Below are 14,851 nucleotides of genomic sequence, written 5' to 3' on the forward strand. Positions count from 1 at the left end.
GCCCCTCTCCTCTTAGCAAACCGCGATATGAGAGTCGGCGCGGGGCTCGCAACCGCCACAGAGCACGCCGCTGTGCGGATCGCGAAGAATGATCTGCCCGCGCCCGTAGTCAGTAAGGTCATGGGCAATCTGCACGGCATGGCCACGGCGCGACAAGGCCATCGCCAGGTCACGTGAGGCCGCCTGTTCGATGCCCACTTGCTGGCCACCGAGCCACTGCCAGCGCGGTGCATCCAGCGCCGCCTGAGGGTTGAGGCCGAAGTCGACCAGGTTCATGACCATCTGCACATGCCCCTGGGGCTGCATGTAGCCGCCCATCACACCAAACGGCCCAAGCGGTGTATCGCCGCGACTGAGAAAACCCGGAATGATCGTGTGGAAGGTTTTTTTACCCGGTTCGAGGCTGTTGACATGCCCCTGGTCGAGCCTGAACTCCGCGCCCCGGTTTTGCAGGGCAATACCGCTGTTCGGCAGGACCACACCGGAGCCGAAACCGTGGTAATTGCTTTGGATGAACGAGACCATATTGCCGTCGTCGTCAGCGGTCGCCAGGTAAACCGTGCCGCTGGCTTGAGGATCGCCGTATTGCGGTTCACGGGCAGTGTCGCCAATCAAAGCACGGCGCTGTTCGAGATAAGCAGGGCTGAGCAACGCCTCTACTGCCACGCGCATGTGCTCAGGATCAGTGATGTGTTGAAAGCCATCGGCATAGGCCAGCTTCATCGCTTCGAGCTGGCGGTGCCAGGTCTGGGCACTGTCGCGCTGGTCGAACTCGAAGCCCTCGAGCATCTTGAGGGTCATCAGAGCGATCAGGCCCTGGCCACTCGGCGGAATCTCCCAGACATCAACACCTCGATAGTTGACGCTGATCGGCTCAACCCAGCGAGCCCGATAATCGTTCAGGTCTGTGGCGCGCAGGTAACCGCCAGTGGCACGGGCATGAGCGTCAAGACGCTCAGCCAGGGCGCCGCGATAGAAACTCTCACAATTGCTGGCTGCAAGCTCAGCCAACGTCTGTGCCTGGGCTGGATTGCGAAACAGCTCACCCGCCTTGGGGGCACGGCCATTGATCAGAAAGGTTTCGAACCAGGCCTCCAAAGCAGGGCTGCGATGCGCCGTGAACTCCTGCAAGGCTATCTGCCATTGGTGAGCGACCACCGGCGATACCGGAAAACCCTCGCGCGCCAACTCGAACGCCGGCTGTAGAAGTTCGGCAAACGGCAGACGACCAAACCGCGCGGACAACTCTGCCCAGGCCGAGGGGCACCCTGGAACCGTTACCGGCGTCCACCCGTAAATCGGCATTTGCGCGTGCCCTGCAGACACGACTGCCTCGCGACTCAACTGCGCAGGCGCATAGCCGCTGCCATCCAACCCGTACAGACGGCCCTTGACCCAGACCAGTGCAAAGGCATCGCCACCGATACCGCAACCTGTTGGCTCCACCACCGTCAACGCGGCCGCTGTCGCAATAGCCGCATCGATAGCGTTACCGCCACGACGCAGCATACTGATACCCACTTCGGCCGCCAGCGGCTGTGAAGTAGCGACCATCCCGCGCCGGGCAAAAACTGCCTGACGCTGGGACGCATAGGGGTATTGATGAGCAGAGAAATCGAACATGGACAGGTACTCAAAATAAAAAACCTGCGTGCTGCTCAGAGCACGCGACTGAGGAAAGCACGGGTGCGTGGATGTTGTGGCTGGCTGAAAATCTGTTCCGGCGGGCCTTGTTCAATCAACTCGCCCTGATCGAGGACCACCACACGGTCAGCGACCTCGCGGGCAAAGCCCATTTCATGGGTCACCACGACCATGGTCATGCCCTCCTCTGCAAGCTCCTTCATTACCTGCAGGACTTCACCCACAGTCTCAGGGTCAAGGGCACTGGTAGGCTCGTCGAACAACATTGCCTGCGGCTTCATTGCCAGCGCCCGGGCGATGGCAACCCGCTGTTGCTGCCCGCCGGAGAGCTGCGCGGGGTAATGATCGGCCTTATCGGTCAACCCCACCCGCCCCAACAATCGCCTGGCATCCTCCAACGCAGCTGCGCGACTCACACCCAGTACCTGGATGGGCGCCTCGATGATGTTTTCCAACGCGGTCATGTGCGGGAACAGGTTGAAGCGCTGGAAGACCATGCCGATATCACGCCGTTGTCGGGCGATATTGCGCTCGGTATCGCGAACCAGGCTTCCGTCAGGGCGCTCGCGATAGCCCATGGCCTGGCCATTGACGCGGATACGCCCGGCCTGGATGTCTTCGAGCAGGTTGATACAGCGAATAAAGGTGGTCTTGCCGGAACCAGACGCGCCGATCAGTACCACCACCTCCCCCCGCCGTACCTGCAAGGAGATGCCTTTGAGAATCTGCAGCTCACCAAACGACTTGTGGATACCTGAGGCTTCGATAACAAATTCATCATTCAGAGATGTCATTTCAACGCCCCCTCAACAACTTCATGGCCTGCCGACCAAACATCCGACTGCTGGCAGGAGGTGCTGACTGACTGAATCGCACCTCCAGCCAACGCTGGAAGAATCCCCACAGGGTGGTCAGAAGCAGGAAGTAAATCGCCACGACCAGGTACAGCTCGAACACCCGGAACGTCGCCGAGGTCACCATCTGGGTGCTCAGCAGCAACTCCTGCACGCCGATCACACTCACCAGCGTGGTGTTCTTGAGCATCACGTTGAACTCGTTGCCAATCGGCGGCACGATCACCCGGAACGCTTGCGGCAGGACAATGCGGCGCATCAGTTTGCCAAACGTCATACCCAGGGAGCGGGATGCTTCGTATTGGCCCTTATCAACCGCGCCAATACCGGCGCGGATGATCTCAGCCATGTAAGCCCCCTCGTTGAGGCCCAGGGCAATGATTGCCGCCTGGATATTGCCCGGCAGAATGAACCAGCCCAGATCGATATCCTCGAAACGAAAGATGCCGCCCGCAGCAAGGGCGGTATAGAGGAAAACGATCTGCACCAGCAGCGGCGTACCTCGCATCAGCCACACGTAGAAGCGCACGGGATACTGCAGCAAGGGGTTAGTCGACAAACGCATCAACGCCGCCGCCAATCCAAGGGCACACCCCAGGACCATGGCCGACACGCTGATCACGCAGGTCAGCCATAAGCCATACAAGTAGACGTCGCTAGGTTGCAGCAGGTACTGCCAGAAAATATCCCAATTGAAATCCACTGCTCAGCCCTCAATCCAGCTTGTCGCTTTCGACATGCCACTTGCGCAGCAGGGCCATATAGCTGCCGTCTTCACGCATATCCTCAAGGGCCTGTGCAACGGCAGCACTCAACAGGGCATCGTCCTTGCGGATACCAAAACCGGTCAGAATCCGGCTGAAGGCCGGGACCGCCTCCTGAAACAGATCAGGTGCCATGCCTTGGTAGTAACCAGCGGTCTCCACCGTGGTGCCATACGCATCGGCCTGGCCAATGCGCAGCGCCTGGAAGGCATCTGTATCGGTGTTGTAAGCCACCAGTTTCATGGGTGGACTGCCGGCCTCGGCAAGCTTCTTATTTTCTTCCTCGAGCAGCGTTCTGATCGTCGAGCCGTTGAGCACGGCCACCTTCAAACCCGAGAGATCAGCCAGCGCATTGACCCCCTTAGGATTACCTTTGGGCACAACCACTGACTGGCTGGAGTACATGTAATTGACGATGTCGATCACTTCACGCCGTTCAGGCTTGTCGAAAAGCTGATCGGCAATCATGTCGCACTGACCTGCCAACAACGCGGGCAGCAACCCGGAGAAAGGAATAACGCGCCAGGTTACTTGCTTGTTACCCAGATGCTCGGCCAGCGCAGTACCAAGGTCGACCGTCAACCCGGTGGGTTGTTGAGTGGCATCGAAAAATACCAGCGGTGGTGAATCCATGCCCGAGCAGTAGGTTAGTTTTGCGGCGTCCTGCAGACGCTCGGGCAGCTCAGGCGCTGCAAACACTGAAGGAACGGTTAGAGCAAGTACAAAGGCGCCGAGCGTTTTTCTGTAGTGGGGCATGACGACACTCCGATTGCGATCAGGGACTGGCAGTATTTGAATAGCGAGGAGCAAGCAGACGGGTCAGACGCCCGTTTCGAGAAAGCGCACTAGCTCAGGGACAGTGCCCTCAATGTGTTCACGGACCACACGCTCGGCTTGGTCAGGATCGCCATTGCGCAAGGCGTCGAGGATGACCGCGTGTTCCTGACGGGCACTCAGGGGTTTGTCGGCATGCTGCAACCAGAGGCGCATATGCGGCTCAATCACCGAGTACAACGCGGTGATCTGGCGCATCAGCCGAGGGCGCCCGCTCAGACTGCAGAGGTATTCATGGAAAGCCCGGTGGCGGCTGACCCATTCGGCGCTGTCGTCGCGAAAGTCATCCATGTCATCCAGCAGGCGCTCAAGCATGCTCAGGTGTCGGGCAGTGATTTTTCCGACCGCGACCCGGATCGCCAGCCCTTCGAGCGCACTGCGCATCTCGAAGACCTCATGCATTTCATCGATATTCAGGCCACTGACGATGGCGCCTCGGTTGGGTCGCAGGGTTATCAACCCCTCTGCCGCCAGCCTGCGAAACGCTTCGCGCACCGGCATACGGCTCATGCCGACTTCACCGGCGATGTCATCGGCGATTAAACGATCACCTTTGCGGTACTGGCCTTTGCAGATGGCATCGAGCAGATAGCCATAGGCTTCTTCCTCGGCGGTCATCGGTTGCTGAGCAGTATGTGCAGGTACTATTCGCATAAAGAATCCTCTTTGGATTTTTGTATCCAATTATCCAAAGTGAATGCAGAGGGCATGCCAGAAAATTAAAAGCCCTTCTAACATTCTGTTTTCAATAGAAATCGTGCTGCGAGGTCGCGCTGTGAGTACAAAGGTAGAGAGGTCTTAATGTCATAAAACGGGGCACAACACCCCAAAATGAAGCGCGGGGTTACGGCAGGTAACGCGCCAACATCCGCTCAATCAGCGAGGACGCGACGGTGCCGGTCGGCAACTACTCGGCTTGGGGCCAAAGAGGTGTCATCAAGACGCGTGATGGGGCGGGAGATACATGCTGCTGCGGGATAACCGCAGCGCAGGAGAAAGGTCCAGCACGGAGCTGGACCTTGAAGGGTTTTACTTACCGGTACGTATGGCGTTCCAGGTACGCATGCGAATGCGCTCAACGTTCTGCGGCAATGCTTTGAGCACAAACAGCGAAGGCAGCCTGTCAGCCGGTATATACATGTTCGGGTTATCGCGGACGCTGGGGTCAACCAGGGCGGTGGCATCCTTGTTGGCGTTGGGGTAGCCAATCGCGTTGCTGGCCTTGGCAATGACGTCGGGGCGCATCATGTAATCGAGAAACGCATGCGCTTCGTCACGATTCACCGCGCCCTTGGGGATGGTCATCACATCCGACCAAAGCGGAGCGCCTTCTTTGGGCAGGATCATGTCGATTTTGACGCCCTTACCGGCAGCGTCAGCCAGACGCGTTGCCAGCGCAACACCACCGGACCAACCTATACCGACGCAGATATCACCGTTCGCCAGGTCCATGCCATAACGTGACGAGCTGAAGTAGTTGATATAGGGGCGAATCGAGATCATCAGCTCTTGGGCTTTGCGGTAGTCCTCTGCACTGGTGGAGTGTGAAGGCAAACCCAGGTAGTGCAGCGTAATGGGTAAAATCTCATTGGCCGCATCGATAAAGCCGACGCCACACTTGGCCAGTTTGGCGATATTTTCTTCCTTGAAGATCAGGTCCCAGCTGTCCAGCTTCGCATCCGGACCAAGCGCCTTGCGAACCATATCGACGTTATAGCCGATCAGTGTCGTGCCCCACATATAAGGGATCGCATATTGGTTACCCTGATCACCCGTGGCCGCCAAGTTGGTCATAAAGGACTCATCCAGGTGCGACCAATTGTTTAACTTGCTGCGATCCAACGGCTCGAAGGCGCCCGCCTGAATAAATTTGGCCAGGTTGGCTGCACTGGGGAACACCACGTCATACCCGGAGTTACCCGTGAGCAGCTTGGATTCAAGCATTTCAATGCTGTCGAATACGTCGTAGACCGGACGAATACCGGTCTCGGCTTCAAAGTCCTTGAGAATGTCCCCAGGCAAGTATTCCAGCCAGTTGTAAATTCGCACCGTGCGTTGTTCTGCAACTACCGAACTGCTGACGACAGTAAGGGCTATTGCTGCCGTGATAAAACGTACCAAAGAATTCATGTGACTCTCCCGATGCACCAGCCAGACTGGTGCAGCTTCATTAATAACGATAAGTGAAATACATTTCGACAGCGGAGAAATCTTTGTCCGCCAGCAGTTGTTTGGCGGCTGCCTTGGGCTGTACCCAGTTATACGAGAACGAGGTGTACAAGCGCGGGGTAGGCGTCCAGTCGAGGTAGATCACACTTTCGTCGGCAAAGCGTCGGTCGCTGACCGGTGCGCCGAACAGATTTTTTTCATCGAGAGAGAACTGATAATGCATGGCACCCACGGTAACCGTAGGGTGTACATGGGTTTTGAGAGACCAGGTGTGAACAGTCTGGTTGCTGTTGTTGAGCAGGTAGTTACCCACCACATCGCCAATCAGCCAGGTGCCCCAGTCGATAAAGCCCTTGCTCAGCGAGTCCCAGGCTTCGCGCTTGTTATCGCCCAGGGTTTCATCGCCGGAGAAATAGGCATAGCGGTAGCCAAGCACCGGCTGCAGCGGTAGATCACTGAACGCGTACTCGGCCTTGGCATACCAGGCTTTGGCGTCATACTCGACCCCACTGCCCTCGCCGCCCTGGATCGCGTATTCGGCGTTCAGGGTCAGGTCATCAATGCCCGGCAACTTGGCGTTCAACGCACGCAGGTTGTAGACCTCCATGCCCTCGCGCGGGATCGCCAGGTTGGATGAGCGCTCCTCAGAGTCGAGTTTCATCGCCATTGCGCCAAAGGTTGCTACCTCGGGCACTGTGTAATCGACGTTTACCCCGTTCATGCGGTAATCACCGAGGTGGTCATCGGTGCGCAGGCTGAATGCCTGTACAGCCAGCGCGTCGCGCGACCAGGCGAGTACCGCTGAGTCACGAAAGGCCGTGCGCGGGCCTAACCAAAAAGCGCCATCGTTGTGAAAATCGAGGTTGCCATCCATGACGATAAAGCCAGTACCAATCATGTAATCCTGGCGCCCGGCAGTGAAGCGCCAGTTACCGGCGCGAAAGCCCGCATACGCCTCCTCTACCGAGACACGGCCATCGGAGCTGCGCGTAAAGCCGCCCGCATCACCGTCACCAAAAGTCGAAGCCGCGACGACCGAGCCCTTGGCCAGCCAATCGAAATCCGGATTCAGCGCGTAGTTGAAGCTGACCGCTGGCTTGACATAGACCTCCTGCCAGTCGGCCCGTTTACCGGTGTTTTCACCGCTGCGCGTGTCAACCCGGCCTGCGCCGAAGTTGACGTTACGCGTGCTGATGGACGCGCCACCGGCAGTAAGGTTGACCTCGCCAGAAAGGTCGCCTTCCTCGAAGGTGTAGCCGGCCATGGCGGCGGGGCTGACCAATATGGCAACAGTCAGCAATGAGGGAACATAGGGGACTCGCATCATGGGTTGCTCCTGGTTGATTGTTTTTGTGTCACAGGGCAGTTTTCAGGCGACAACCGTCGCCACCGCGCTTACAGCGCAAGGCCGACAGGCAGTGCCTGTCGGTGACTTTTTCTTGTAATAGGGCTCAGCCGGCGTAATGACGGGCCAGGGCGCGCAGCGCACGCACGTTGTCGGGGTCAAACACGCTGACGGCTTCCGGCAGCGACGACTGCTTGACGATCACCACATCGGCGTCACGATCGACAAACAGGTATTGCCCACTGATGCCGCAGGCCATTAGCGCCTGGCTGTGGTCGTTGAACACGTACCACTGGCTGCGGTACGAGGCGCCAGGCGTCCAGTTGCTGAACTCTTCGTTAGCGGCGTAGATCGCTGGGTCGCTGCCCTGCGCAATGGCGTCGACAACACGCGAATCAAGCACTCGACGCCCGTCACACAGGCCGTCATTGGCCAGCATCAGGCCAAACCGGGCGATGTCTCGTGCGGTGGCGCTGTAGCCTGCGCCGGCCACACCCCGGCCCCAGGGATCGGCCATGAAATAACCGTCACGCTGGCAGCCCAGTTGCTGCCAAACGTCGGCCAGCATCTGCGCGCACGCCTTGCCGCTTGCACGCTCCATCACCCAGGCCAGAGCTTCTGTGGTGGCGGTGACGTAATGGAAGAAGCCGCCGTGTTCGCCTTTTTTAAGCAGCGACGGCAGGTACTGATAAAGCGAGGCGTGCTTGGCGTAAGCCGCTGGCGCGGGCTGGAAGCCGCAGGCGTAGCCGAACTGGGAGCTCTCCGAGGTGGGGTCGTCGTAACGCTCGGTGTAGGCGATGCCCACGGCCATATCCAGAAGCTGGCGGACCGTTGCATCGGCAAACGCACTGCCGGCGAATTCAGGCACATAGTGGTCAGCCCGCAGCTGCGGGTTCATCACCCCCTCGCAAATGAGCTGCTCTGCCAGCACACCGATCAGCGACTTGGTCACCGAAAACATGATGTGACGGTCGCTGGGCGTCTGGCCATTGAAGTAACGCTCGTACTTGACCTGCCCACGGTGCAGCACGATGAACGCATCGCAGTGGCTGGCCAGCAGGTGCTCATCCAGGCGAACCGTCAGCCCGCAGATGCTTTCAAAGCTGAACCCATCCAGGTCCTCTGCGGCCACCGGCAACCTGCTCGGCGCGCCCTCGCCTGCCGCGACGGTGATGCTGGGGCGCAGCCTGGCGAGGTGGCGGAAGCCCCATTTGTTGAACGGCGGGCTCATCCAGTTTGCCCAGGTCACGCGTTGCGCCTCAGCGGGCGGGAAGCCCGTCATGAAGGTGTCAGGGCGAACGTCACTCAGCAGCGCCTCGTGAGCATCGGCGTAGTGCCGGGCGAGTTTTCGAGCGGTAGGCGAATCAGTGTGAAGCGACATAGAACAGGTTCCTGTCTGGAGCTCTGCGCTTGGCAGATGTGACAGAATAATTAATCGACTAAATTGCTTTAGTCAATAAAATATTTTTACAAGAAAGCGTTAGCCGTTATGCTGGCCGTCACGCACCCATGAGCTTCAGGAGCACGCCTTGACCGGACTGCGAGAACGACAGAAAAAAATGCGCCGCCAGGCCATCAGCCGGGCTGGGGTCAAGCTGTTCGAGCGCAAGGGTTTTCAGAGCACGACGATTGAGCAGATTGCTCAGGAAGCTGGGGTCTCAGCGCCAACAGTCTTCAAATACTTTGGCTCGAAACATGAAATTCTGGTGGAGATGCTGCAAGAAGGTGATCAGCGCGCCATCAGTGAGGCCCGCGCACATATTGCCGAGATGGATGACCCGCTCGACGCCCTCTGCTACCTTGAAAAAGTTCTTGTTGATCAAGCACTTGCAATGCTTCCAGCGCCTATCTGGCGTGAACTTTTGCTGCACGTACTCAGTGGCGGCCTCAACGGTTTGCCAGGCAGTTACAAGCGCATGAATGACGTCTTGCGCGGAGAGATCGCCGGGCTTTTACGCGAGTTACAAAATGCTGGAAAACTACGCGCTGACCTGGATGTTGACCTGGCCGCCTTTCTGCTCAATGACTACTCGCACTTGCAACTGCTGCGGCTGACAAGTAGCGAGCCCCTCGACCTGGAAACCCATCGCCAACAGGTTCGTCAGACCTCTGGCTTGATTCTCTATGGGATGGCCGCGCATGGCCCAGCCAAGGCCGACTAAGCCTTGCCCTGGGCGCGAGCAGCCTGGCACCGCTCAACGCCTGCCGCCTCACACGCGAAAGCGGCTCAACAACCGCACCTGAGTCGCTACCTGTTCGTCGATGGCACGGGTCTGCTGGGCCGATACACGGGCCGAGCGGGTCAGCTCATCACTGACACTCCGGATACGCTCGACAGCAGTGTTTATATGCTCAGCAACCGCACTTTGCTCCTCCGCGGCGCTGGCGATCTGCCCATTCATCTCGGCAATGGTCACCACGGCGCTGCCAACGCTGTAGAGCGACTCCACCAGTTCGGCAAACAGTTGGCCGGTCTCGCTGACCTGCTGCTGATTGATGGCCATTGAGCGCACCACCGCATGCATGTCACCCTGTAGCGCCTCGATAATGCTGTGGATCTCCTGGATCGAGTTCTGCGTACGCTGCGCCAGGCCACGCACTTCGTCCGCGACAACCGCAAAACCTCGTCCCTGATCCCCAGCCCGTGCGGCCTCAATGGCCGCATTCAAGGCTAGCAAATTGGTCTGCTCGGCAATCCCGCGGATCAGGCTTAACACCACACCAATGCGCTCGCTCTTTAGGGAAAGGGCCTTGACCTGCTCATTGGTTGCCGCCAACTCCACGCCTTGCAGGGCCACGATAGCGGTCGTTCGGTCAATCAGGTCGGTGCCGTCTTCAATGGTCCGCAAAATACCGTCAGTGGCTGACGATGCAGAAGCGGTATTGCGGGCAACTTCGTGGGCCGACAAGCGCATTTGCTGCATGGCGGTGGCCACATGGTCAATATCGCCGCGCTGCTGCTCCGTGGCGGCAAGGTTGGCGTGCACGCCCTGCACAGAATCAACCGCAGCGGTATTGAGCACCTGCATGGCTGCTTTGATGCTGGCGATGATCGGCTGCAACACATCCAAAAAGTGATTAATGCCACGACTCAACGCGCCCAGTTCGTCTTGCCGGACGTAGTTTATCCGGCGCGACAGATCACCCTCTCCCGCCCCCAACTCATCGACCATTGCGGCCATGCCACGCAGCGGGTTGACGATTGCGCGCGAGGCAAATGCCATCAAGGCCAAGCCCAAAAGACTGGCAACAACCCCCAGCACCAGCTCGAAGCGGATCGACCGCTGCAACTGCGTGTTCAAGCGGCGCTGCAAGCTGGTGATCGGTTCGAATGCCTGCTCTGCCGGGACCTGCACACGAACGTTCCAGGGCTGTGCCCCGGTAATCGGCTGAAACGCCTGCTCGGCATGAATATCCTGCAAGCCATCTGCTCGCACGGTCTTGTCCGGCGCTTGCCAGGGCTGACCAAGAACACTGGCGTCAGCCGTAGTAGCCGCCACCAGATTGGCCGAACTAAGCAGCCAGACAACGCTGTCTTGCCCTGGCAAGGCCCGTTGCGCACGCTGCGCCAGAACCTGCAACTGTTCGAGCAGGATATCCACGCCCAGAACGGCGACGACCTTGCCATCGATGCGCACTGGCACCGTGAGGCTTGTCAGCAGCAACGCTTGCCCCGATGCACTGTCGAGGTAAGGACTGAGCAGGCAGGCGGCTTGCGTACGCAGGGGGCAGTCAAACCAGGTTCGGGCCGGGCGACCGTCGGTCATCGGGGTCTCATCGACCAAGGTCTTTTCGGCCGCCGCCACCTGTTCAAGCGTCTGCGGGCCCTGACGAAACCACACGGGGGCAAAACGCCCCTGCTCATTGCTGCCGCTTTGCGTCAGGCCAACAAAGGCTGCATCACGACCGTCCAGCGCATCGGGTAAAAACACCACATAGCTGCTGAGCAGCGCCGGGTTGGCATCGAGAAGTGAGCGTACCTGGGCCGTGAGGTGCTCACGCACGACCCCCTCCTCCTGCGGCAACTTGCGCGCCAGCGTCACCACACGTTCAATTTCTGCAGCGGCCTGTTCACCGGCACGCAACGTGTCGGCAAAAAACGCCTGCACACTGGCTGTTTGCGAGCGCACCGATTCCTCTACCCGCGCGTTGATCGAAGCGCCCAGGCTCGCTGATGCCTGCAGCTCAGCCTGGCGACTTAACGCCCGCATTTCGTACACGGAGGCGACGATGACCGTCAGTGCCAGCCCTGCGAGACAGACCCCCACCAACAGAATAACTTTGGCGCGCAACGTCATCAGCGATACCCCCTCACTTAACAATAAGAAAGCCTATGTCCCGGTTCTGTGGTGCACGGCGTCGATGTTTCTCGCAGCAGCTGTACCTGGCGGCGAATAGAGGTCATTGAGCGGTATATCAGCCAGTCCCAAAGCTTCGCATCGAGGGCTTCTGCCATACATGCGTTATGGTCGGCATGCGGCTGCGCCAGCCAGGGGCACCGGCAACAAAAAAGGCAACATCCTTGTTGCCAACCCAAAGGATCTGGCTTGTCGAAGATCGAAATACTCAGGTGCGGGCCGTATTAGGGGTTGACGTTGTTCTCGTCGGTACTCAGCGCAGCCAGGCTGTAACAGTGAATGAGCACTTCACTCGTAGTGGGGTAATGCACCTGACCAAAAAAGGCGTGCTGCGTCAGCCAGCCAAGCGGCCCCTCTGCCACCTGAAAACGTGGGGTACACGTACAGCTGTACTCAGCCTCAGGGATAGGCCAGACACCGAGCGCCTCCAACTCCCGCCCACGCGCTGTCAGCGTGAGCAACCCGATATTGTGGATGTTGATCAGCACGCCATCATCGGTGCGCAATTGGTAGCGCGCATCCAGGTCACCGACGCCGTCCTGACGCAGCAAGAACCAGTCGGCCCCACCGGGCAGGACCTCGCCGCGCAGAAGCGGGCCGCTGAAATGACCGCCAATGATCGGATAGTTGACGCGGTAGCCGTCGGCACATTTACCGACAACCTCACCCTCTGCGATTTGCGCAGTAATAGTCATCACCGGATGCGGGAAAGGATTCGGCATACCACGCATGATCGATACTCCAAATGGCCGCTGGCGCTCGCCGTGACAGTCAGAGGCATCACAGCCTCCTCACCGTTTGTTGTTATGGGCAGGTGAAATGCTGGAAGCACACCTTGATTAAATATTTAATTTATTAAAAATATTAAGTCAATAAAAATAAATATCTAGCCGTCAGCGCACCGACTCAGGCGCCTTACCAGCGAACAAGCAATGGTCAAAGGGTGTTTTAAATCAGTCGCTCCAGGCCGAGAGGGGCTGGCCTGGATGCGCTGTAGCAGTCGCTGGAGGGCGCGACCAGAGAGGGGGTCAGGACATGCGAGCGAGGTATTCGTCTGTAGAAAGGACTTCGGCGTAAGCGAATGCCAGTGCAGCCATAAATGCGGCATGTACCTGTGCCGCCGGCACAGTGATTTCGCCAAACGTCTGCTCATGGGTCGCGCAAGCATCGGCAATGACGGTATTGGCATAACCATAGTCCGCAGCCGCCCGCGTGAGCGCGTCCACACACATATGGCTCATGCTGCCGACGATGGTGAGTTGCTCAATGCCCTGCTCGTCAAGGATCGACTTCAGTGGGGTATCCAGAAACCCATTGATCTGGTGCTTCACCACCACAGGTTCGCCGGCAAGGCTGGCAACGCTGCTGTGAGTCTGTGCGCCCTCACTTCCAGACTGGAAAAACGGTGCATTCTCTTCAGTGGACTCATGCCGAATGTGCACCACAAACTGACCACTGGCGCGTGCGTGCGCCAGGATGCGTGCGGCATTGTCAGCGGCAGCCTCGACACCATCAAGAGGCCATTTACCGGCGGCAAAGTAGTCGTTCTGAATATCCACCAACACAAGGGCTCGCTTACTCATGACACACTCCATCAGTTGATTGCGGCTAAGAATAAGTAGACAGCCTATGGGCTGAGCAGGTGATTCGTGGATTGGCAAAACCGACATTCTTGGTGGAAGAACTGACAATGACTGACCCAGAGCCCGCGGTGCAGGTTGGCATCCTGCTTTACCCGGGCGCTCAGCGCGCAGCCGTTTACGGCCTCAGCGACATTTTCACGGTCGCCAACCAACTGCGGCGTGAGCACGCGGCCACACACCTGCCCGAGATTCATGTTAGCCAGTGGCAACTCGACGCCCAGGAGCTTGTGGCCTGTGCCGATGCACCCACTGGAGCACATTGCCCTGCCATGGTGATCGTGCCGCCGTGCCTGGGCGATCATCTCGACGCACTGACAGCACGTCCGTTCATTGCGACGATAAAGGCCTGGCACAACAGCGGGACGCTCATCTCCTCGGTATGTGCTGGCGTCTACCTGCTGGCGGAGGCCGGCCTGCTCAATGGCCGCTCGGCGACGACGCACTGGAGCCTGGCAAGCGATCTGGCAAACTATTATCCCGCCATAACGGTCGACGCCGACAAGATGATCATCGACCACGGCGATGTCATTACCGCCGGCGGCCTCATGGCCTGGACTGACTTGGGCCTGACCCTGGTCGAGCGCCTACTCGGCCCCAGCCTCGCAGCCGAAACAGCGCGTTTTCTGGTGTTGGATCAGCCCCGTCACTCACAACAATGCTTCAAGCGCTTCGTGCCCAACCTGGCCCATGGCGATGAGGTAATTGTTAAGGCCCAGCACTGGCTGCACGCCCATGATGGGCAAATTGGCGGTATCAGTCAGTTGGCGGCATACACCCATCTGGGCGAGCGCACCTTGCTGCGGCGCTTTCGCCACGCAACCGGACTGACACCAACCGAGTACTGCCAGGCGCTGCGCATCGGCAAAGCCTGTGAACTTCTGGAGTTGACAAACCGTTCCATTGAGCACGTTGCCTGGACGGTTGGTTACCGTGATACAGGCGCGTTTCGCAGGCTATTCAACAAGGCCACCGGATTAGCGCCTGCCCACTATCGCAGGCGCTTTGGCGTGGGGCACAAAACCTGATACCCGGCTAGCGCCCATGCTTGATGCACAGGCATCCGGGCAATTGCGCAGATTTGCTGGGCAATCAGATCTGCTACTGAGGGCGCTTAGGCGGCGCCCTGGCCAGCAGTTACTTGCCTGAGGCCGCGCAATCTATTCCCGCCATACTGGATCCAAGCGAACCGGGAAATTGCTCCCTCCTCCCCCCATATAAAACCGCAGGCCGTGCCGCTGGC

The 14,851-nt window shown here is 58.8% G+C and carries 12 protein-coding genes and 2 pseudogenes; 2 read left to right on the plus strand and 12 right to left on the minus strand.

Features of this window, described 5'->3' with window-relative positions; all coding sequences use genetic code 11:
- Positions 1-12 precede the first annotated feature (12 nt).
- The 8 genes from BMW49_RS03905 to BMW49_RS03940 all read right to left on the minus strand — a co-directional run bounded on the left by BMW49_RS03905 (position 13) and on the right by BMW49_RS03940 (position 8,991).
- The gene (locus BMW49_RS03905) at positions 13-1,623 is read right to left on the minus strand and encodes a gamma-glutamyltransferase family protein (RefSeq protein WP_069515985.1); all 1,611 of its coding nucleotides are present in this window, start codon (positions 1,621-1,623) and stop codon (positions 13-15) included.
- A 35-nt stretch (positions 1,624-1,658) separates the two neighbouring features.
- Positions 1,659-2,438, minus strand: coding sequence for an amino acid ABC transporter ATP-binding protein (locus tag BMW49_RS03910; protein WP_069515986.1), 780 nt, complete (start codon positions 2,436-2,438; stop codon positions 1,659-1,661).
- A 1-nt stretch (position 2,439) separates the two neighbouring features.
- A complete protein-coding gene (locus tag BMW49_RS03915; protein ID WP_069515987.1) occupies positions 2,440-3,201 on the minus strand; it encodes an amino acid ABC transporter permease in 762 nt (253 codons plus the stop codon).
- Between the two features lie 10 nt (positions 3,202-3,211).
- Positions 3,212-4,018, minus strand: a complete 807-nt coding sequence (locus BMW49_RS03920; RefSeq protein ID WP_069515988.1) for an ABC transporter substrate-binding protein — start codon at positions 4,016-4,018, stop codon at positions 3,212-3,214.
- A gap of 63 nt (positions 4,019-4,081) precedes the next feature.
- Positions 4,082-4,750: a GntR family transcriptional regulator gene (locus BMW49_RS03925; RefSeq protein WP_069515989.1), complete on the minus strand. Its 669-nt coding sequence runs from the start codon at positions 4,748-4,750 to the stop codon at positions 4,082-4,084.
- A 375-nt stretch (positions 4,751-5,125) separates the two neighbouring features.
- The gene (locus BMW49_RS03930) at positions 5,126-6,226 is read right to left on the minus strand and encodes a polyamine ABC transporter substrate-binding protein (protein ID WP_069515990.1); all 1,101 of its coding nucleotides are present in this window, start codon (positions 6,224-6,226) and stop codon (positions 5,126-5,128) included.
- 40 nt (positions 6,227-6,266) lie between these two features.
- Positions 6,267-7,592 (minus strand): alginate export family protein, encoded by a 1,326-nt coding sequence (locus BMW49_RS03935; RefSeq protein ID WP_069515991.1) that lies wholly within the window; start codon positions 7,590-7,592, stop codon positions 6,267-6,269.
- A 124-nt stretch (positions 7,593-7,716) separates the two neighbouring features.
- Positions 7,717-8,991, minus strand: a complete 1,275-nt coding sequence (locus BMW49_RS03940; protein ID WP_069515992.1) for a serine hydrolase domain-containing protein — start codon at positions 8,989-8,991, stop codon at positions 7,717-7,719.
- A gap of 148 nt (positions 8,992-9,139) precedes the next feature.
- Between BMW49_RS03940 and BMW49_RS03945 the strand changes: the two genes are divergently transcribed.
- The gene (locus BMW49_RS03945) at positions 9,140-9,772 is read left to right on the plus strand and encodes a TetR/AcrR family transcriptional regulator (RefSeq protein ID WP_069515993.1); all 633 of its coding nucleotides are present in this window, start codon (positions 9,140-9,142) and stop codon (positions 9,770-9,772) included.
- 48 nt (positions 9,773-9,820) lie between these two features.
- Here BMW49_RS03945 and BMW49_RS25510 read toward each other — a convergent pair.
- The 4 genes and pseudogenes from BMW49_RS25510 to BMW49_RS03960 all read right to left on the minus strand — a co-directional run.
- Positions 9,821-10,348, minus strand: a pseudogene (locus BMW49_RS25510) (methyl-accepting chemotaxis protein); the annotation flags it as partial.
- Positions 10,349-10,678: 330 nt separating this feature from the next.
- Positions 10,679-11,908 (minus strand): annotated as a pseudogene (locus tag BMW49_RS25515) (methyl-accepting chemotaxis protein); the annotation flags it as partial.
- 284 nt (positions 11,909-12,192) lie between these two features.
- On the minus strand, positions 12,193-12,699 hold the full coding sequence (locus tag BMW49_RS03955) for a DUF3237 domain-containing protein (RefSeq protein WP_069515995.1): 507 nt from the start codon (positions 12,697-12,699) through the stop codon (positions 12,193-12,195).
- Positions 12,700-12,996: 297 nt separating this feature from the next.
- Entirely contained in the window at positions 12,997-13,551 is a 555-nt protein-coding gene (locus BMW49_RS03960) for a cysteine hydrolase family protein (RefSeq protein ID WP_069515996.1), read from the minus strand.
- 107 nt (positions 13,552-13,658) lie between these two features.
- Here BMW49_RS03960 and BMW49_RS03965 point away from each other — a divergent pair, with 107 nt between their 5' ends.
- Positions 13,659-14,636: a GlxA family transcriptional regulator gene (locus BMW49_RS03965; RefSeq protein ID WP_069515997.1), complete on the plus strand. Its 978-nt coding sequence runs from the start codon at positions 13,659-13,661 to the stop codon at positions 14,634-14,636.
- Positions 14,637-14,851 lie beyond the last annotated feature (215 nt).

Origin of the sequence: Pseudomonas cuatrocienegasensis (genome assembly GCF_900110925.1) — a bacterium.
GTDB lineage: Bacteria > Pseudomonadota > Gammaproteobacteria > Pseudomonadales > Pseudomonadaceae > Aquipseudomonas > Aquipseudomonas cuatrocienegasensis.